This window comes from Paenibacillus silvestris, from assembly GCF_009882985.1.
Lineage (GTDB): Bacteria > Bacillota > Bacilli > Paenibacillales > NBRC-103111 > Paenibacillus_E > Paenibacillus_E silvestris.
Window position 1 is genome coordinate 55069 of the sequence record NZ_WTUZ01000001.1, and the last position, 22799, is coordinate 77867.

General features: G+C 49.1%; 2 protein-coding genes. Both read left to right on the forward strand.

All coding sequences use genetic code 11. From position 1 onward, the window contains the following. Positions 1-61: 61 nt before the first annotated feature. Complete coding sequence (locus GQF01_RS00190; protein ID WP_456238686.1) at positions 62-9193, forward strand: amino acid adenylation domain-containing protein; 9132 nt, start codon at positions 62-64, stop codon at positions 9191-9193. Between the two features lie 14 nt (positions 9194-9207). Next, the gene (locus GQF01_RS00195) at positions 9208-22581 is read left to right on the forward strand and encodes a non-ribosomal peptide synthetase (RefSeq protein ID WP_161404588.1); all 13374 of its coding nucleotides are present in this window, start codon (positions 9208-9210) and stop codon (positions 22579-22581) included. Positions 22582-22799: the final 218 nt, after the last annotated feature.

Here is a 22799-nt window from a genome sequence, read left to right on the forward strand (position 1 = left end):
AATTGATCCCGACTATCCGCTGGAGCGGATTCGCTATATCGTTGGCGACAGCAGCGCAGCTGTGCTGCTGTCGGACCGCGCGCTGTCCGCGGATGAGCAGGAGGGACTGCTCTTTGAACAGCCCGTGCGACTGGTCACGACCGCAGATAGCGACTTGGCGGCGCGTTTAGGCGAGAATCTGCCTGCGGTCCATGGTCCGGACAGCCTGGCGTATGTGCTGTACACGTCGGGAACGACGGGCGTGCCCAAGGGCGTGATGATCGAGCACCGCAACGTCGTGCAGCTTTTGCACAACGACCAGCTGCCATTCGACTTCGGGGCCGAGGATGTGTGGAGCGTGTTCCATGCGTACGGCTTTGATTTCTCGGTCTGGGAAATGTACGGGGCGCTGCTGTATGGTGGACGCTGCGTGATTGTGCCAAGAGCGGTCGCGCAAAGTCCGGCGGCCTTCCTGGAGCTGCTGATCGCGGAAGGGGTTACGGTGCTGAACCAGACGCCGACGGCGTTCTATGGTCTGATCCGGGAAGCGTGCGAAGAATCGAAAGGATTGCAGCAGCCCAAACTGGCCGTAAGGTATGTGATCTTCGGAGGTGAAGCGCTGCAGCCGCAGATGCTGAAGCCATGGAAAGCGGCGTACCCGGAGATTACGCTGGTGAACATGTACGGGATTACGGAAACAACAGTGCATGTGACGTATAAGGAAATTACGGAAGCGGAGCTTGCGTCGAAGATGAGCGTGATCGGCCTTCCGTTGCCGACGGTAACGGGCTACGTGATGGACAGCGAAAGGCGGCTTGTGCCAGTTGGCGTAGCTGGAGAGCTGTACGTAGGCGGAGACGGCGTGGCGCGTGGTTACTTAAACCGGGATGAGCTGACCTCGGAGCGGTTCGTGACCAACCCGTACTGGCCGCAAGAGCGGTTGTACCGGTCCGGCGATTTAATGAAGCGCCGGGTAGATGGCGAGCTGGAATACCTGGGCCGGATTGACCACCAGGTCAAAATTCGCGGTCATCGGATCGAAATTGGCGAAGTGGAGCATCGTCTGCTCAGCCATCTCTTCGTGCAGGAAGCAACGGTCCTTGCCCAGGAGCTTCAGGAACAGACCGAGCTGTGTGCCTATGTTGTGCTGAGAGAGGAAGTAACGATTAGCGAGCTGCGAACGTATATGCAGGCGGGACTTCCAGCTTATATGGTGCCATCACAGTATATCCGCCTTGAGCAGATTCCTTTGACCGTAAATGGCAAAATCGACCGCAAGGCGCTATTAGCCTCGCCCCACAGTTATCTAAGAACTGGCGTTGAACACATAGCGCCAAGGGATGAACTGGAACGGGAGCTTGTATCCATTTGGCAGGAAGTATTGGGGGTCAAGCAGGTCGGCATCCGTGATCATTTTTTTGAAATCGGCGGCCATTCCCTGAAAGCATCCCAGCTTGTATCAAGCATACATAAGAAGTTGGGTTATCCGCTTCCGCTTCCAGTTATATTTTCCAAACCAACAATTGAAGAACAGGCTTCTTTTTTACGGGAGCAATCTTCTTTACATACGGGCACTGCCTATACGCCTATTCGGAAAGTCGAAAAGCAGGCGCATTACCCTGTTTCTTCGGGACAGAAACGGATGTTTATGCTCGATCAGCTTGAAGGAGATGAAACCTTCTATCATATAACTGGCGGTCTCGAAATCGCGGGAACGGTGGATGAAGCCAAGCTGGAAGGAGCTGTTCAAGCCTTAATGATAAGGCATGAAACACTTCGTACATCATTTGAGCTTGTTCAAGATGAGCCCGTGCAGAAGATAGCCGAGAGAATGGAGTGTCCAATTGAAACGTTTGAGGCGGATGAAAGAGAAATTTCGGAGACGATTAAGCGGTTTATTCGTCCGTTTCGTCTAGATCAGGCTCCTTTGTTTAGAGTTGGTAGGGTGAAGATATCGGAAAAACGTCATATTTTGCTCTTGGATATGCATCACATTATCTCCGACGCTGTCTCGCTGCGTTTGTTAATTTCGGAGTTATCTGAGTTATATCAAGGCAAGAAGCTCCCTGAATTGCAGCTTCAATATAAGGATTATTCCGCATGGCAGGCTGAGAGGGTGCACGCCGAGGCTTACCAGCTGCAGGAGCAGTTCTGGCTGCAAACGATGGCCGGAGAGCTGCCGCTCAAGCAGCTTGCTGCTGATTTTGTGAGACCTGCGGTGCAGAGCTTCAAGGGCGAATATATGTATTTTCAGTTAGATCAAGATTTGACGCAAAAAGTTGCTCAACTGAATTATCAGCTGCAGATGACGCCTTTTATGGTCTTCTTAGCAGCATTTCAATTGCTTTTGGCCAAGTATACAGGTCAAGAAGATATTATCGTAGGGACACCGATTGCAGGCAGAACACATGAAGATTTACAGCAAATGATAGGTATTTTCATTAATACTCTCGCAATGAGAGGCTATACACAACCGGATAAGACGCTGGCAGCATTCCTGGAGGAAGGGAAGCTGATGGCCTTGAAAGCGTTCGAGCATCAGGAATATCCGTTTGATCATTTGGTCGATCGTTTGCGTGTACCCCGGGATATAAGCCGCAATCCTTTGTTTGATGGCATGTTTATCATGCAGAACGCGGGTCAGGCTCAATGGCATGCAACAGATTTTACGGCCAAGCCATATCCATTGGAGCATACTAGCTTGCCTTTTGAGCTTTTGCTCGAAGCGAGTGAACAAGATGGGCGCTTTGCGTTTTCCTTGCAGTTTAATAGCCTGCTCTTTAAGCGTGAAACAGTGAGCCGGATGGCCTCGCATTTTATTCAAATCTTAAATCAGCTTGTAGAGCGGCCACAGACGGTCATTGCTGATCTGGACTTAGTGACAGCCGAGGAGAAGCAGGAACTGATTGTTGCTTTTAATCAGACAGATCATGTCTATGCCAAGGATAAAATGATCCATGAGCTGTTCGAAGCGCAAGTGGATCGAACGCCCGATCAAATTGCTGTCGTGTCGCAAGGGATGTCCCTAACCTATGCAGAGCTGAACATGCAAGCCAACCGATTGGCTCACCTGCTGCGCAGCAAGGGCGCAGGGCCGGATCAGATTATAGCGGTTATGGTGAACCGATCCCTCGAATTACTGGTCGGCCTTATGGGCGTGCTCAAGTCAGGCGCTGCTTATTTGCCAGTCGATCCTGATTATCCAGAGGAGCAGATCAGCTACATGCTGGAGCATAGCGGGGCTGCTTTGCTTCTAGTTAATGATACCAATAAAGCACCTTTAACCTTTTCGGGCGAAACCATCCAGTTGGAGGAAATCATCAGGGAGGCTAGCCTGGCTTCTACGAATCTGCTATCCAACAGCAGCTCTGAACATTTGGCTTATGTTATTTATACATCGGGATCGACGGGTAAACCGAAAGGAGTCATGCTGGAGCATCGCGCGGTCCATAACTTTATAGAAGGCATGCTGCTCAGAATACCCTTTGAGAAATTCCGGACGATCGTATCTTTAACGACGGTTTCCTTTGATATTTTCGTGACAGAGACGCTGCTGCCGTTGACCAGAGGGTTAAAGGTCGTTATGGCGAGCGAGTCGGAGCAAAGAGAACCGCGTTTATTAAGTAAGCTCTTGATCGAGCAGCAAGTGGAAATCATGCAAACGACGCCATCCAGAATGGGGATGCTCTGTCAGGATCAAGTGGCAGCATTAGGTCTCGAGCGACTGAAATTGCTGCTGGTAGGCGGAGAAGCATTTCCAGCTTCCTTGCAGGCACAGCTTCTGCAGGTGACACAGGCGCAAATTTATAACGTCTATGGCCCAACAGAAACGACGGTTTGGTCAACTATTCAGGAAGTGACCACAGTGGGAGATGTGACGATTGGCAAAGCTATTGCGAATACCCGTATCTACATCGTAGACGCTAACAACCGACTCCTGCCAATCGGAATTCAGGGAGAGCTTTGTATTGCAGGTGACGGTCTTGCAAGGGGATATCTGAATGACGCCAGACTGACTTCGGACAAGTTTGCTGAGAATCCCTTTGAGCCTGGGACAAGGATGTATCGTACCGGAGATGCGGCTAGGTGGTTATCAGACGGATCGATTGAATATGTGGGACGTATCGACGACCAATTGAAAGTTCGTGGCTACCGGATTGAGCCCGCTGGCATTGAGGCTGTACTTCTGCAGTACCCCTCAGTAAGTATGGCGGCAGTGATCGGCAGGAAGGACAAGAGCAATGAAACGATTCTTTGCGCATACCTGGTTGCAGAATCCCCAGTCGATGCAGCTGAACTGAGAGCATTTATTATCAGCAAACTCCCGGTTTATATGGTTCCTTCCTATTTGCTTCAAATGGAGAGTCTTCCACTAACGGCGAATGGGAAGATCAATCGCAAGCTTTTGCCTGAACCAGAAGACCAGCTTGTTGGGTCTGTCATTTATCGTAAGCCAGAGACACAATTAGAACGTAAAATTTCTGAAATATGGGAAAAGGTTTTGAGTTATAGTCCCGTCGGGCTCGATCATTCCTTTTTCGAAATAGGTGGAAATTCACTGAAGGCAGCACGAATGATGACAGAGATAGAGCGTGCCTTTGAAATCGGGCTTTCGCTCAAGGATATTTTCTTGCATCCGACGGTTTCACAGCTGGCTGTTTGCATCAAGCTTGCAGTGAAAAGCGAAGGTTCAGCCATCCTCCTTCCGGCAGCCAGAAGAGCGTATTATCCGCTATCCTCCGCACAGCACAGAATGTATGTTGTGCATCAGTTCGAGCCGGCTTCCACCAGCTACAACATGCCGCTCTTCATAACGGCGAAGGGACTATTTGATGCCTCCCGTTTCGAAAGAGTCGTTCATCAGTTGGTGGACAGGCACGCTGCGCTGCGAACGTCGTTTCATGTTGTGGACGGCGAGCTGGTTCAAAGAGTTGTGCCAGAAACGGATGTGCAGATAGTCTCTTATGAGGCTCTTGCTGATCAAACGGAAGAGCTAGTGCAAAGCTTCATCAGACCCTTTGATTTGAGTGAGGCTCCGTTATTCAGGGCAGGTTTGATCCGAGTGGAGGCAGACCAGCATATCCTTATGCTGGATATGCATCATAGTATATCAGATGGTTTATCACTGGAAATTCTCCAGCAGGAATTTATACGTTTGTATCATGGCGATATGCTGCCTCCTCTTAGAATCCAATATACGGACTATACAATTTGGCAGCAGCAATTTAAGCAAACGGAGGCTTATCACAATCAGGAGAAGTACTGGCTCGACAAGTTTGCAGACCATATTCCTGTGTTAAGCCTGCCGGAGGACCGGCCTAGACCTTCTTTTCTAAGCTTTGAGGGTGACAGCTGCACGTTCACACTTGGCAAGGAACTGTCGAAGCAAATAAGGGAATTAGCTGCTCATACGGGAACAACGCTGTATATGACGTTATTATCTGGCTTTAAGGTGCTGCTTCATAGCTGTACAGGCCAAGAGGATATCATAGTAGGCTCGCCTGTAGCGGGAAGAACACTTCCTGATGTGCAGCAACTACTCGGCATGTTCGTCAATATGGTCGCATTAAGAAGCCATCCTTCTGCAGATAAGACGTTTATTCAATATGTGAACGAAATTCGTGATCTCGTAATTGAAGCCCATGCTCATCAGGATTATGCCTATGAGACGCTGGTAGAGAAGCTGGAACTGGGGAGAGAGACGGATCGGAATCCGCTGTTTGATGTTGTTTTTATGCTTCATAACCATTTGGAACAGCAGTACCATTCCGAAGAGCTTAGCTTAAGTCCTTATCCTTGGAGTTACCAGACCGCTAAATTTGACTTAACCTGTGAAGCCGTCGAGCTGGAAGAGGAAATTGGCTTTACGATCCAATACGCTGTCAACCTGTTCGAGAGGGAAACCATAGAGAATTTATCCAGGCAGCTTGTACAAATATGGACGAGTATTTGTCTCAATCCCGATACGAAACTTGGAGAGCTTGAACATGTATCGTGGGAAGAACAGCAGCGTATACTGGCTTTCAATCCGGAACGTTCTGTCTATCCTAGAGAGAAATCGATTCATCGGTTGTTTGAAGAGCAGGCGGCCAGAACGCCAGAGCATATCGCTTTGAATGTAGAAGGACAGACTGTGACTTACGCAGATTTAGATGTTAGAGCGAATCGTCTTGCCACTTCTTTAAGACAGAAAGGCGTGCAGCCGGATCATGTTGTAGGCATACTGCTGGATCGATCGATCGATATGATAGTCGCAACGCTGGCCATTTTGAAAGCAGGAGGGGCATATTTACCTTTGGATCCAGAGATGCCGCCTGAACGTATCGCTTACATGGTGGCGAATAGCGCAAGTCATTGCGTACTGACGAGAGCGAAATCACTTGGAAAGCTCGAACTTCCCGTTATGATGATTGACTTGGATGCTGAAGACAGCTATTCGGGTTACGGGGAACCGCTGCCCGAAGTGAATCAAGCTTCAGACTTAGCTTACGTCATGTATACTTCCGGCTCCACCGGTGAGCCCAAGGGTGTAATGGTCACGCACCGGAATGTCGTCAGACTGGTTATGAACACCAATTATGTTGACATTATGAAGGAAGACCGGATGTTGCTTACAGGAGCCACAGGCTTCGATGCCACAACGTTTGAAATCTGGGCTGCTCTTTTGCATGGTATTCCCTTATACCTATACCCCAAAGAGACCATTTTGGATGCGGACCTTCTCAAAGAGGTTATAAACGAACAGGCTATTTCAATCATGTGGCTAACATCGCCGTTGTTTAACGAGCTGCTGAAGCAAAGAGAGCATCTGTTCACGACGCTGAGATATCTGATCATAGGCGGAGAAAGCTTATCCTGGCCTCATGTCAAGATTGCGCTAGAACGCTCTCCGGAATTGCGGATCGTGAATGGATACGGACCAACGGAAAATACGACCTTTTCCACGTATCACCCGATTGACCTGAGTCAGAACGGACCCATTCCGATTGGCAAACCGATCAGCAACTCTACAGCTTACGTTCTAGATGAGCAAATGCGTATTCTGCCTATTGGTGCTATAGGGGAATTATTCGTCGGAGGCGACGGGGTGGCGAGGGGTTATCTGGGTAATCCCGTGTTGACACGAGAGAAATTCCTGCCTAATCCGTTTCAACCAGGCGAAACGATGTACCGGACTGGTGACCTTGCCAAATGGCAACCAGGCGGCATCCTGACATATATGGGGCGGAAGGATCAACAAATTAAAATTCGCGGACACAGGGTTGAGCCTAAAGAAATTGAAGGCAAGCTGTTGGCCCATCCTGCTATTCGTGAAGCCGTTGTAATTGATCGTACCGATGAAAGAGGCGATAAATATTTGTGCGCGTATCTCGTTACAGACGAGGAGCTGACAGCAGGCCACCTGAGAGAATACGCCGCACAAACATTGCCGACTTATATGGTACCTGCTTATTACGAGCGAATCGAGAGCATACCGTTGACCTCCAATGGCAAAATAAATCGAAAAATGCTGCCTGTTCCGAATTTGGAAGTGGCCACAGCCTTGGAAGCCGCAGCGCCTCGCAGCGAAACGGAGCAAGCCTTGCTTGAAGTTATGCAGGAGGTACTGGGCCGTACAGGTATTGGCATTCATCATAACTTTTTCGATGAAGGCGGAGATTCCATTAAGGGCATTCAAATTGCGGCTCGTTTGAAAAAGTATGGGTTGAAGCTGGAGATGAAGAACTTATTCCAATATCCAACCATTGCTCAACTGGCTCCGCATATAACGGCATCAAAACTGGTTATTTCACAGGCTCCTGTTGAAGGTGAAATACCTTTGACGCCAATACAACACTGGTTCTTCGCATATCGTCCGGCAGACATTCATCATTGGAACCAGTCGGTTATGCTGCAAAGTGAAAATAGTCTAAACCCTGGCTATGTTGAACGCTTGCTGAATAAATTGCTGGAGCATCATGATGCGCTTCGCATCGTTTTCCGGGAAAGCGACGAACGAATGATGCAATGGAACGAGAAGCCAAGATCGGAAGAGAATCGCGTACGTATTGCCACATTTGATATGAGGGATGAGCTGGAGCCGGCGGACCTCGTGGAGCAGGCAGCCAATCAACTGCAAAGCAGCCTGAATCTGCAGGACGGACCTCTTGTGGTGGCAGGTATGTTTCATACTTCGACCGGTGATCATTTGTTGATCGCAGCTCATCATCTTGTGATCGACGGTGTATCCTGGCGGATATTAATGGACGATTTTGTACGCGGGTATTCCCAGCTCATGGAAGGTAGGGAGATCGTACTGGAGGATAAGACAACCTCCTTCCGTGATTGGTCTGAACAGCTTCAGCTGTATTCACGCAGCAGAAAACTGCTTAAGGAAGCCGCTTATTGGGAGCGTCTGGAGCAAGTTTCCTACGTCCCGATTTTTTTCGATCAGGTAAGCCAATCCAAGGAAATTCGTGTTCATTCTGTGGGACTTACTAAAGAGGAGACAGAGCAGTTCAGTCTGGCACATAGAGCTTATCACACGGAGATCAATGATTTGCTTCTGGCTGCACTCGGCTTGACATTGACCTCATGGCTGAATGTTCCGCATGCCGTTATCGATATGGAAGGGCACGGACGGGAAGAAATAATGACCGGCGTAGATATTACAAGAACGATCGGCTGGTTTACTTCGATTTACCCTGTTATTTTGCGTAGGGGGTCGAAGGAGCAGTTGTCCGAGCACATCATTGCGACTAAGGAAATGATTCGAAAAATTCCGAATAAAGGGTTCGGTTACGGACCACTTCGCTATTTAACGCCGAATGAGCTTAAGCCGAATCTGACCTTCCCTTTTAAACCAGAGATTAGCTTCAACTATTTAGGCGAATTCGGGCTGGATGCTCAGGATGGATTGTTCACAACCTCCTCTCTGCCAGGAGGCAATTCAACAAGCCCGAAAGGCGAGCGAGCTCATAAGTTGGATGTAATCGGTCTACTGACGGAGGGGCAGCTGACATTTGATTTTATTTGTACGGTAGAGGATTCTGAGGATCGCCAAATTATGGGGCTGGCCGAGCTGTTTAAACAGGAACTGCTTACCATCGTAAGACATTGTGTGGACAAGAAAGAAGCAGTACTTACCCCGTCTGATGTAGGGCAACATGTAGAGCTGTCTGTTGAGGAGCTTCAGGACATCTCCGCTATGCTAAGCGGAAAACTTAAAATATAGCTGGGGGTAGTCCAATGAGTGTTCATGCTAATATTCAGAAAATATATCCGCTTTCTCCGATGCAGCAAGGCATGTTGTTTCACAGTCTGTTCGATCGTCAATCAACGGCTTATTTCGAACAAATATCATTGACACTGCGCGGCAAGCTAGACATCGGACTGTTTGCAGAAAGCCTTAATCAAACGATCCAAAGGCACGAAGTATTGCGCACGATTTTTGTTTATGAAAAGGTGCAAAGTCCGCTTCAGGTTGTGCTGAAAGAGCGGAAAATGTCCGTTCACTATGAGAATATTTCCGATATGGAGAGCACCCGCCAAAATCTGTATATCGAACGGTTCAAATCGTTAGACATGGAACAGGGCTTTGACCTGTCAGGAGATATGCTGATTCGGGTAGCTGTCATGGAAACGGGCTTCGAGCAGTACACAACGATTTGGAGTTTCCATCATATTATTATGGATGGCTGGTGTCTGGGCATTATTTTGCAGGATGTTGTCAGCCATTACCAGGCGTTACTCAGTGGCAGCCAGCTGCAATTGGAAGAAGCTTTTCCATATAGCAGCTTTATTAAGTGGCTGGAAAACAAGGATAAAGAAGAGGTCATTGACTATTGGCAGCAATATTTAAAAGGCTACGAGCAGCTTGTTAGTCCGCTTCCCGGTCGGAACTCATCGCAAGCGAAAGGCTATGAGGGAGGGGAATATTTCCTTCAACTGGGAACTGAATTGAGCAAACAGATTGAGGATCTTGCTCGCACCTGCCAAACGACGGTAAGTGTTGTGATGCAGGCGGCGTGGGGGATTATGCTGTCTAAGTATAACAGTCTCAAGGATGTTGTATTCGGTGTGGTTGTTTCTGGACGGCCCGCTGAACTTCACGGTGTTGAGACAATGGTTGGTTTGTTCATCAATACGATTCCTGTACGAATCCAATGGGGATTCGAGACCACCTTTGCAGGGCTGCTTCAGGAAACTCAACGCAGCGCTTTGGAATCCGGCCTGCATGATTATGCTTCGTTAGCGGATATTCAAGCCGTGAGCGAGCTGCAACAAGGGCTGTTTGATCATATTTTTGTCTTTGAGAGCTATCCGCTAGAGCAGCAGGTAAGCTCTTCCCAATCAGGCCCGGATATCGGCTTCCAATTCGTAGATGCCGTGTTCAGCGAACACACCAATTATGATTTCAGTGTCATGGTTTTCCCAGGCGAGCAGTTGCAAATGAAATTCGGCTATAACCGGCAGGTGTTTAATAACCAGCAGATGGAAGCGATGGCTGGACACTTCTTGCATGTGGCGAAGCAAATTGCGGCTAATCCGCAGGCACTTGTCGCAGACATCACACTAATGGACGAGGAAGAACAGCGGCAAATACAATCGCTATTGAATGAAACGGAGGCGTATTATCCCAACCTTCAAACGATTCATGGCTGGTTTGAAGAGCAGGCAGCGCTGACGGCGGACCGAGTCGCCCTTCGTTCCGATGAATGGACGATGACCTACAAGGAGCTGAATGAAAGGGTAAACCGTCTAGCGCGAACCCTGCAGCATAGAGGAGCTGGACCAGACGACATCGTAGGGATTATGACGGAACGCTCTCCGGATATGCTGATTGGTATTCTGGCGATTCTAAAAGCGGGAGCAGCTTATCTGCCGATCGATCCGAATCTTCCACAGGAACGCATCGCCTATATGCTCGAAGATAGCAGATCAAGACTATTACTGATTCATACGGATTGTGTACAGCACCTATCTTCGTTCGCTGGTGAATATCTGCTGCTGAATGACGAGAGCAGTTTCTCATCCGATGCCAGTCAGGTCGTTTCTGATTGCAGGCCGCACAACTTAGCCTATGTCATCTACACCTCCGGGTCTACCGGAAGACCGAAAGGCGTCATGATTGAGCACGAATCGGTTGTGAATCGCATTCACTGGATGCAGCGTGTTTACCCGCTTGGTGCAGAAGATGTTATTTTGCAGAAAACACCTTATACCTTTGATGTTTCGGTTTGGGAACTCTTTTGGTGGGCATATGCAGGGGCATCTGTATGTTTGCTTAGTCCCGGAGATGAGAAGGACCCGGAAGCTTTAGTCAGAACGATTGGCAATCATCATGTTACTACGATGCATTTTGTACCGTCCATGATGAACTCTTTCATGGATTATGTAGAGCTGCACGGATGTGCACACGCCTTGTCGGGGCTTAAGCGAGTTTTTTCAAGCGGTGAGGCGCTTACTCCGCAGCAGGTTGAACGTTTTTCTCACCTGATCTATGCAAGCATCGGAACGGAATTGGTCAATTTATACGGCCCTACGGAAGCGACTGTAGACGTGACTCATTTTGTTTGCACAGGAGAAGATAAGCTCGATCGCGTGCCGATCGGTAAGTCTATTGACAATATCCGCCTCTACATTCTCGATGACGAGAATCATTTGCTGCCCATCGGCCTTGCAGGGCAATTGTGCATTGCCGGCGTAGGGGTGGCGAGGGGCTATTTGAATAAACCGGATTTGACGGCAGATAAATTCGTTGCGAATCCTTTCATACCGGGAACCACCATGTATAAAACGGGCGATCTGGCTCGTCTGCTGTCTGATGGCAATATCGAATATGTCGGCAGGATTGATCATCAGGTTAAAATTCGCGGATATCGGCTGGAATTGGGCGAGGTTGAAGCGGTTCTGCTGAAACATGAACGTATTAGTGAAGCGGCGGTTCTTGTCCATTCGGAAGCGAATCAGGAGCTGTGTGCTTATTTCGTTATGCGTAAGCCGCAGGAAGGCGAAGAAGATCTGTTGACAATCGAGCAGCTGCGCCAACATTTGGGGCAGGATTTACCGGATTATATGATACCATCGCATTTTGTTCATTTACTGGAATTTCCGCTTACAACAAGCGGCAAATTGGATCGTAAAAGTTTGCCGAAGCCGGATGGCACCGTGCGGACAGGAACCGCGTATGTTCCGCCAGCTACAGAAACGCAGCACAAGCTTGTGGAGATGTGGCAAGCAATCTTAGACGTGGAGCGCATTGGTATTCATGACTCGTTTTTTGTTCTAGGCGGGCATTCCTTGAAAGCGACTGTATTGGTGTCGAGAATTCATAAGGAATTTGATACAAGCGTACCCCTGCGGGAAGTTTTCCGTTTACCAACGATTGCTGCCTTGTCTGCGTATATGGAGGGGGCAAATAAAGAAAAATTTACAGCGATCCCCCAAGCTGCAGTCAGCACTTATTATCCGGTGTCTCCAGCGCAAAACAGAATGTATCTTTTACATCAATTCGCCCCTTCGGGTATGAGCTACAATATGCCAGGGCTGCTTCGACTAAACGGGCCGCTGGATAAGAACCGATTGGCTGGCGCTTTTCATGCTTTGATTGGGCGCCATGAATCGCTGCGTACTTCTTTCACATTAATCGATGATAAACCTTGGCAATATATTCACGATGAATGGGAGTTTACGCTTCAAGAATGCCAATCAGACGAATCTGCTGTGAAGGAAGTATTCACGGAATGGATGAAGCCGTTTGATCTGGCGCAAGCCCCACTTCTCCGAGGTGGCCTGATTACTTGCGGCGTCGATCACCACATTTTATTTATCGATATGCATCATATTATTTCCGATGGTGTGTCGCAGGGAATCTTGTTTGAAGAGCTGCTTGCTCTTTATCAAGGAGCAGCCCTGCCTGAGCTGTCGATTCAATACAAAGATTATGCGTGCTGGCTGAACGAACAATTGTCGGCTGAAGCATTACTTCGAGATCGAGCTTATTGGCTTCAGCAGTTTACAGGTGAGCTACCTGTTTTGCAGCTGCCGACGGACGCCCCAAGGGCATTGGTGCAAGGAGAGGAAGGCTGTCGAGTATCGTTTTCCGTCGATAGTGGGCTTACGGAGAAATTACGCAGACTTTCTGTAGAAACAGGTACAAGCTTGTATATGGTGCTGCTCGCCGCTTATTTTGTCCTGCTGTCCAAATACAGCGGTCAAGAGGACATCGTGGTCGGAAGCCCATTGGCAGGAAGAAATCATCCGGATGCAGAGCGGTTGATCTCCATGTTTGTGAACACACTGGCATTGCGGGCCTATCCGACGAAAAGCAAGTCATTTCTAGACTGCTTGGCAGAGATTAAACAAACCGTGTTAGCAGGGTTTGAACATGAGTCTTATCCGTTTGAAGAGCTTGTAACTCAATTGGATGTGGTCAGAGATGTGAATCGCAATCCATTATTCGATGCGATGTTCGTCCTGCAGAATATGGATTTCGCACCTCAGCTTGATGCGAATGACACTTTACAAGTTCATATGCTGCCGCTTGAAGAGCGTGCAGCGAAATTTGATCTTATTCTGGAGGGCATGGAATATGATGGACAGCTTCTCCTTGGACTGGAGTATCGGTCCGGGCTATTTCATGAGGAAACGATCCGCCATATGGCGGAGCATTTTGTACAAATTTTACGTCAGGTCGTAAGCCAGCCCTCTCTTTCTTTATCCGCCATTTCACTCTTGCATAAGGAAGAAGAAAGAAAGATTTTGCAAAGCTTTAATGACACGTACGCGGATTATCCGAGAAATCAGACGATCCATGAATGGTTTGAAAGGCAGGCAACGCGTAATCCTGCTTCGGTAGCCGTATTTTCAGACAATTGGTCGATGACCTACGGCGAGTTGAATGAAAAGGCGAACGGCTTGTCACGTACATTGATAGATAAAGGCGTAGTACCAGACAGCATTGTTGGCATCATGGTGGAGCGTTCGCAGGAAATGATGGTCGGCCTTCTGGCTATCTTGAAGGCAGGCGGCGCATATTTACCGATTGATCCACATTTTCCCACGGATCGTATAGCTTACATGCTGGAAGACAGTCAAACGAAGCTGCTTCTATCCATGCCTTCTTTCATAGATAAGGCCCCAACCGAATTTACGGGTGAACTCATTATGTTGGATGAAACCGCAAATTATTCGGCAGACAGAAGCAATCCAGCTTCGCCATGTGTCTCGTCCAACCTGGCTTATGTTATTTATACCTCAGGATCGACCGGGAAGCCTAAAGGCGTCATGGTGGAACATGAATCGGTTGTCAACCGTATTCATTGGATGCATCGCGAGTATCCGATCGGACAAGAGGATATTATTTTGCAGAAAACGCCGTATACGTTCGATGTATCGGTCTGGGAATTGTTCTGGTGGGCATTCAGCGGATCTTCGGTATGCTTGCTTGCGCCGGGAGACGAGAAGGACCCTGGAGCTCTGGCACAGGCGATTATGAAACATCGTGTATCAACCATACATTTCGTGCCTTCCATGATGCAGGCATTTTTGGAGCATATCGAGCAGCACGATCATGTAGAGGAGCTTGCGAGCCTTAGATGTGTTTTTGCCAGCGGTGAAGCTTTGCCGCTCATGCAGGTTGAACGGTTCAACCGTTCCTTGCACGCCAGTAATGGCACTCAGTTGATTAATCTGTATGGACCTACCGAAGCTACGGTTGATGTCTCGCATTTCGTGTGTACAGGGCGAGCGAAATTGAGCCGTGTGCCCATTGGGAAGCCGATTGATAATGTGCAGCTATATATTTTCGATGAAGAAGAACGACTATCGCCAATCGGTATAACAGGTGAATTGTATATAGCAGGAATTGGCCTGGCCAGAGGTTATCTGAATAAGCCGGAGCTTACGGCAGAGAAATTTGTAGCGAATCCGTTTGTTCCAGGAACTAGAATGTACCGGACAGGCGATCTGGCCAGATGGCTGCCGGATGGAAATATCGAATATATCGGCAGGATCGATCACCAGGTCAAAATTCGCGGTTACCGGATTGAGCTTGAGGAAATAGAATCGGTGTTATTACAGCACGAAGGTATTCAGGAAGCTAGCCTAATCGTAAATCAAGAAGCAGCGAAGTCAAGCGAGCTGATTGCTTACCTGGTTCTCAGACAGTCCGCACAATTGGAACAGGATACGTTGACGGTGGCGGAGCTTCGCACCCATTTGGGCAAAAAGCTACCGGAATATATGATTCCTGCGCAATTCGTCGTCATCGAACAGTTCCCGTTAACGTCGAGCGGTAAGCTGGACCGGAAGGCGCTTCCTAAACCGGATGGAGCCATCCGCAGTCAGTCCGCTTATGCTCAGCCCGTTACACATACGGAAAAGATTTTGGCCCGGCATTGGCAGGACGTGCTTCATACCCAGCGCATTGGACGGCATGATGACTTCTTCCATCTTGGAGGAGATTCGATTAAAGCGATTCAGGTCTCTTCGCGCCTATATCGCGATGGGCTGAAACTAGAGCTGAAATCCATGTTTCAGTTTCCGACGATTGCTCTTCTGGCTCCTTTCGTACAGCCCGTAAAAGGAACTATATCACAGGAAGCAGTTACAGGTGAGGTGCTGCTTACTCCGATACAAGAATGGTTCTTCGAGCGCAACTTTACGGAAATGCATCATTGGAATCAATCGATTGTGTTGCATAGTCGAAATGAAATAAACGCAGTGCGGCTGCAAAGAGCATTTGCCCAGTTGGTTAACCACCATGATGCGCTTCGACTCGTTTTTCAATCGGAAAAGGGAGCTGCTTGGGCAAGATGGAAAGCCTGGAATCGTGCGACTGCGGACGAGTATGAGGAACTGTTCCATTTTACAACTGTACATGTATCAGGTACGGATCGAATCAAGGAGCAAATGGAAGAAACAGGCGAACAACTGAAGAGCAAATTTGCACTGACGAAGGGACCTCTGTGCAGCGTATGCTTGTTCCACACCGCTGAGGGAGATTATTTGCTAATCAGTATTCATCATTTAGTTGTTGATGGGGTCTCTTGGCGCATCTTGTTGGAGGATTTGGCGCTTCTCTTATCATCGGATAGCAAAGAAGTGCAGCTGCCTCCGAAATCGGATTCCTTTAAAACGTGGGCGGAGAAGCTGAAGCAGTACGCTGTTCAGCCGAGTTTGCTGGAGGAAGTTCCCTACTGGCAGGCCGTGGAGCAGATGGCTGTTCCAAAGCTCCCTCGCAACCACGATGCAGCGTCTCGGAAATTGCAGGATCGTCGAACGGCTGTTGTACGGCTATCTACGGATGAGACAAGACGCCTGACGCAAGATGCTCAACGGGCATTTCATACAGAAATCAATGACTTATTGTTAACGGCTGCCGGCAGAAGCGTAAGCTCCTGGAGTGGAGTTAGGCAGGTATGTGTAGCGCTGGAAGGCCATGGACGTGAAGAAATGACCGATCTGGATATCTCAAGAACAGTTGGCTGGTTCACTTCTTTGTATCCAGTTGTGTTAGATATGGGCCAGTATCAGGGAATTGGGAATCAAATTCAGTGGATCAAAGAAACGCTTCGCCGCATTCCGAATAAAGGGACAGGATACGGTATCTTAAAATATTTGACTCCACCCGAGCATAGGGATTCTCTGAATTTCCAGTTGAAACCTGAAATCTGTTTTAACTATATGGGGGATCTGACCAATCAGCAGAGCATGAATGGGCTTGAAATTGTACCTATTGTGGCGGGCAACGATCTTTCTCTCCAAGGTGAAAGTCCGTACGCCCTTGAGATCAATGGCATGATTCTAGATGGTGAAATGCAGTTCTTTATCCATTATAACCACCTTGAATTTAACGAGATTTCAGTGAACGCACTTGCGGAGCAGTTTACGAATGAACTGCGTCTGCTGATTGACTTCTGTGCGGATCAGAAGGAAAGTGTCTTGACCCCTTCAGATGCGGACTGCGGAAGTATGTCGTTGGAGGCATTCAGACAGCTGCAAGGATGGATTCAGGCATATATGCCGGGCTCTCAGTTGCAACGGGCTTATCCGCTCAATTCTATGCAGCAAGGGATGCTGTATCATACCCTGTCAGAGCCGAATTCGCCAGTCTATTTTGAGCAAATGACGTTACATTTTGAGGGGCCGTTCCGGCAAGATATCTTCACGACGTGTCTGGAGCTGATTATGCAAAGGCATGAGATGCTTCGGACAGCTTATGTCATTGAAAGAATGCCACAGCCGATTCAGGTTGTGCTGAATCAGCGGGAGCTTTGTCTGCAGGTTGAAGATATTTCGGAATGGGACAATGAGCAGCAGCTTGCTTACTTGAAAGAGGCCCAGGACAGGGAGAAGGCGCGCGGATTCGATGTGTCCAAGGATGTTCTCCTGCGGTTTACGGTGCTGCAGACGAGCCAAACCGGATTCATTATGGTATGGAATCACCATCATATCATTATGGACGGCTGGTGCTTGAATATTATGATGGGAGAATTCATGGGTATCTATGATGCTCTATTGACGAATTCACCGCTTCAACTGGAGCCGGCCGCTTCGTACAGCGCATATACGAATTGGCTTCGCAAGCAGGATGTAGCTGCTGCTGAAGATTATTGGGGAACTTATCTGCAAGATTACGAAAAGCAGGGATCATTGCTGGATTGGTTCAAAAGATCAAAGGATGAAGAGTACGGCGGTGTGTATAAGCCTAGAGAAGTGAAGAAAATACTCAACAAGGAAACAACGAAACGTTTGGAAGCACTTGCCGCCGAACGTAGAGCAACCTTGAGTACAGCTTTACAAACTGCCTGGAGCATACTTCTTTCTTCTTATAATCAGGTGAATGACATCCTTTTTGGTCATGTTGTTTCTGGGCGGCCTGCGGATGTAGCGGGGATTGAAAGCATCGTTGGTTTGTTTATTAAAACAGTGCCAGTTCGTGCAGCCTGGTCGGATGAAACGACATTTAGCGAGCTGCTCGTTCAGCTGCAGCAAAATGCGCTGGAAGCCGGCTCTCACGATTATGTTGGTTTGCCCGATATATTAGCGCAGAACGCGATGAATCCAAACCTGATCGACCATATTATCGTGATGGAAAATTATCCGCTGGACCGCAGTATGAATAAGACTCCAGGAAGTTTGTCGATAACGGGGTTGTCTGCCTTTGAACAGACAAATTACGATTTTAATTTCATTATTGTCCCTGGGGAGGAACTTCTGCTGGAGTTCCGCTATAATGCCGGTGTCTATGATCCATTATGGATAGAAATGGCGATGGCTCGATTGGAACAGTTGATCCGAATGATTATTGCCAATCCGGATATTCTAATCAGCAGTCTGGACTTGCTTACGGAGCAAGAAAGCGTACAAATCTTGCATGATTTTAATAATTCGGGAGCGGAATATCCGAAGGACCGTACACTTGCTGAGCTATTCGAGGAACAGGTTCAGATTAGCCCTGATCGGATTGCACTGGTCTATGAGCAATTTACGTTAACCTATGGCGAGCTGAATGCAAGGGCTAACCGGTTGGCTCGCATTTTGCTGAAGCAAGGCGTAGTGCCTGGGATGAAGGTGGGCTTACATACAGACCGATCGATGGAGTCAGTGATTGGCATGCTCGGCATATTGAAGACAGGGGCAGCCTATTTGCCGCTTGATCCCAAATATCCAAGCGACAGAATTCACTATATTTTGGATGATTGCAAAGTTGAATGGGTCATTGCCAAGCATGATTTGATTCCAAATGTGCCGGAACATGTGAAGATTTTGCTGCTGTCAGCACAGGAAGCTATAACGGATGAAGATGAGCTGAATGCCAACTTACAGCTTAATTTGGTACAAGATCCAGATTCATTGGCCTATATCATGTACACGTCCGGCACCACCGGAATGCCCAAAGGAGTCATGATTCCCCAAAAGGGGGTAATCCGACTAGTCAAAAATACGAATTACGTGCGATTTGAAGATGACGACCGGATATTGCAGACAGGAGCTCCTGTTTTTGATGCTTGTACCTTCGAAATTTGGGGCGTCTTGTTAAATGGCTTGCGTTTATATATCGCTGATGAGGAGACGATTCTAAGTGCCGATAAAATGGAGCGTCTGCTCAGCGTTCATCGGATCACGATGCTTTGGCTGACAACGTCGCTGTTCAATCAGTTATCACAAATCAAGCCGACGATGTTTCAAGGGGTTAAACAGCTGATCATCGGTGGAGAAGCCCTTTCGCCAACCCATGTTAATCAGCTGCGTAAAGCTTGTCCTAACACGCAGGTCATTAACGGTTACGGACCGACGGAGAATACAACTTTCACGACGTATTTCAAAGTCGATCAGGACTACACGGGTTCCATTCCCATTGGTAGACCGATTGGCAATACCACGGTTTATATATTGGATCGGCAAGGGCGCTTAGCCCCAATCGGTGTGCCAGGAGAGTTATGTGCCGGTGGCGACGGCGTTAGCTTGGGTTATGTCAATCGCCCGGATTTGACTGCTGACAAGTTTATTGACAACTCTTTTGGCACGGGCAATAAGCTTTACAGAACGAGTGATCTGGCGAGATGGTTACCAGACGGAACGATCGAATATTTAGGGCGCATGGATCAGCAGGTGAAAATCAGGGGATTCCGGATAGAAATCGAGGAAATCACGTATGTGATTTTGCAGCATCCTGGCATTGATTACGCAGCAGTGCTCTTGAAGGAGGACAGCAATAAAAATAAATACCTGTGTGCCTATCTCGTCATGAACGGCGATCTGCAACTGGCAGACGTGAAGCCTTTCCTTGCCGATAAGCTTCCGCATTATATGGTTCCAAGCCGGTATGTGCAAATGGATCAATTGCCGCTGAATCGCAATGGGAAGATTGACCGAGGTGCACTCCCTGAGCCGCCAGAAATGATAGTAGACACCAATTATGTAGAGCCAAACTCAGAGTTGGAGATTACCTTGGCCCGCATATGGCAGGATGTTCTTGGGCATTCACAGATCGGCATTCATGATAATTATTTTGAATTAGGCGGAGATTCGATCAAAGCCATCCAAGTGTCTGCTCGTCTTCGAGGCGAGAATCTGAAGCTGGAAATGAAATTATTGTTCCAGTATCCGACCATCGCCGAGTTGTCCCCGCATGTAAAAAATGAGGTGCTGCGCATATCGCAGGAGGCGGTGGAGGGTGAGGTGCCGCTGACGCCGGTGCAAAGCTGGTTCTTTGATGAGCGTCTGGTCGAGCCGCATCACTTTAACCAATCGGTGATGCTCTTTAGCCCAGAGAGATTAGATGAACGTTACGTTTGTCAGGCGTGGGAACTAGTTTCCAATCATCATGATGCGCTGCGGATGGTATTCCGTAGGGAAGAGGGACGCATCGTGCAGTGGAATCGTGGCACTGAGGCGTCGTCGGCTTCATTCCGTCTAGACGTGATTGATCTACAGGAAGCGGGCAGCGAGGAAGAGACAGCGGAGCGGATGGAGCAAGCGGCGAACCGTCTTCAAGCGGGACTGGATTTAGGCGAAGGTCCGCTTTCGCAATTAGCGCTCTTCCGTACGAAGGAAGGCGATCATCTGCTGTTGATCGTGCATCATCTGGTGGTCGATGGCGTTTCATGGCGCATCCTTGCTGAGGATTTCGGCGAAGCGTACCGTGGACTTGCAGCTGGAGCATCAGTCTTGCTGCTGGAGAAGACGACCTCGTTTCAGGCATGGTCCGAGGAGTTGGAACGGTATGCCTGCAGCCGAAAGCTGCTGAAGGAGCTGCCGTATTGGCAGCAGATCGAGCAAGCGGAAGCAGATGCGCTGTTTGTGGAGGGCAGCTCTGAGGGATGTACGGTGATGGAGGCGGAGACGGTTAGCGTGACGCTTTCGGAGGCGGATACGCAGACGATCCGCAAGGAAGCGCACCGTGCCTATCGGACGGAAATGAACGACATGTTGCTGACGGCGTTAGGGCTTGCGTTGCAAGAATGGTCGGGACATAGGAGCGCGGTCATTACGCTGGAAGGGCATGGCCGTGAGGATATTGGAGCGGATGTGAACATCACGAGAACGGTCGGCTGGTTTACGACTATGTTCCCGGTTGTGCTGCAGGTGCCGGAAGGCAAGCTGGGCTATCAATTGCAGAGTGTCAAGGAAATGCTCCGCAGAGTGCCGAACAAAGGCTTCGGCTATGGGGTGTTGACGCATCTGACGCCAGCGGCTTATCGAGAAGGGCTGAACAGAGGGATGAAGTCCGATATCAGCTTCAACTATTTGGGAGATTTCGATGAAGGCTCAGCAAGTGGCAGCGGCATCGAAATCTCACCGCGATCCGCTCAATCAGGGTCGCAGTTTAGTCCAAGTGGCAAGCTAGCGAATGTGCTGACGATTAACGGATTGACGATGCAGGGACGGATGCAGTTTACATTCAGCTATCCGAAGGAAGCGTACCGGAGAGAAACGATGGAGCGACTGGGGTCGTTGTTTGGCGGGTATTTGAGCGCTTTGGCGCAGCACTGTATCGGACAAACGGGAATCGAGACGACTCCGTCAGACTTAGGCTGCGTAGAGCTGAGGCTGGACGAGCTTCAGGCCTGGCGGGATGAGCTGGAACAGGCATGTCCGGGAGCGGAGCTGGAGCGGATTTATCCGCTGTCACCGCTGCAGGAAGGGATGCTGTTTCATGCAAAGTACGATCCGGAATCACTGGCTTATTTCGAACAACTGACGATGTCGATGGAAGGCGAGCTGGAGCTGTCCTACTTTGAACAGAGCTTTAATGAGCAGCTTGCTCGGCATGAGATTTTGCGCACAGTCTTCCGCCAAGGGAAAGGCAGACGCCCACTACAGGGCGTGCTGAGCTCACGGAAGGTGAAGGTGCATGCGGAGGATTTACGGGACTTCACAGCGTCCGAGCAGGAGCAGCGGATCAAGCAATACTGCGCGCGGGACAAGGCGGTGGGCTTTGATCTGACGAAGGATGCCCTGATGCGTTTTGCGGTGCTTCAAACCGGAGCGTCAAGCTATAAGGTGATTTGGAGCTACCATCATATTGTAATAGATGGCTGGTGCTTAGGCATTCTGGTGCAGCAGTTCCGACAATTATACGAGGCTTATCGAACAGGAAGGCATTTAACTTATACGGCAGGTGCACCATATCGTTCGTATATTGAATGGCTGGAGCAGCAGGATCAGGTAGCATCGATCGGTTACTGGCGGGAGTATCTGGCGGATTATAATCAACGCGCGGTATTGCCGGTGCAAACCGAGCAAGTGATGGCGGCAGGTTATGAATTGGGTGTGCTGGAGTTCACATTTGATGCCAGCCTCACAGCAGGTCTAGAAGATATCGCGCGCCGCAACCAAACGACACTGAGCACCGTGCTGCAGGCCATCTGGGGCTTGATGCTGGCGACTTACAATCATTCAACGGATGTCGTGTTCGGGACGATTGTGTCTGGACGGCCAGCGGAGCTTGAAGGCGTGGAAACGATGGTCGGTCTGTTTATCAACGCCATACCGGTGCGGATGCAGCTGGAGCCGTCGGCAGCATTCAGCGAATTGCTGCAGCAGGTGCAGCAGCGAGCGCTGGAAACGGCGGCGCACGATTATGTGTCGCTGGCCGAGATTCAGGNCTGAAGGGAGATTTACTGCATCATCTGTTTGTGTTTGAGAATTATCCGCTTCATACGGGGGCGGATGGCCAAGCTGGCGAGGGTGAAGGGACAGAAGGGACAGTAGGGACAGTAGGGACAAAAGCGGCTGAAGCGGGATTTGTCATCCGCGACTTGGATCTGTTCGAGCAAACGAACTACGATTTCACGCTCGTGGTGATGCCGGAGGCTGAGCTGAAGATC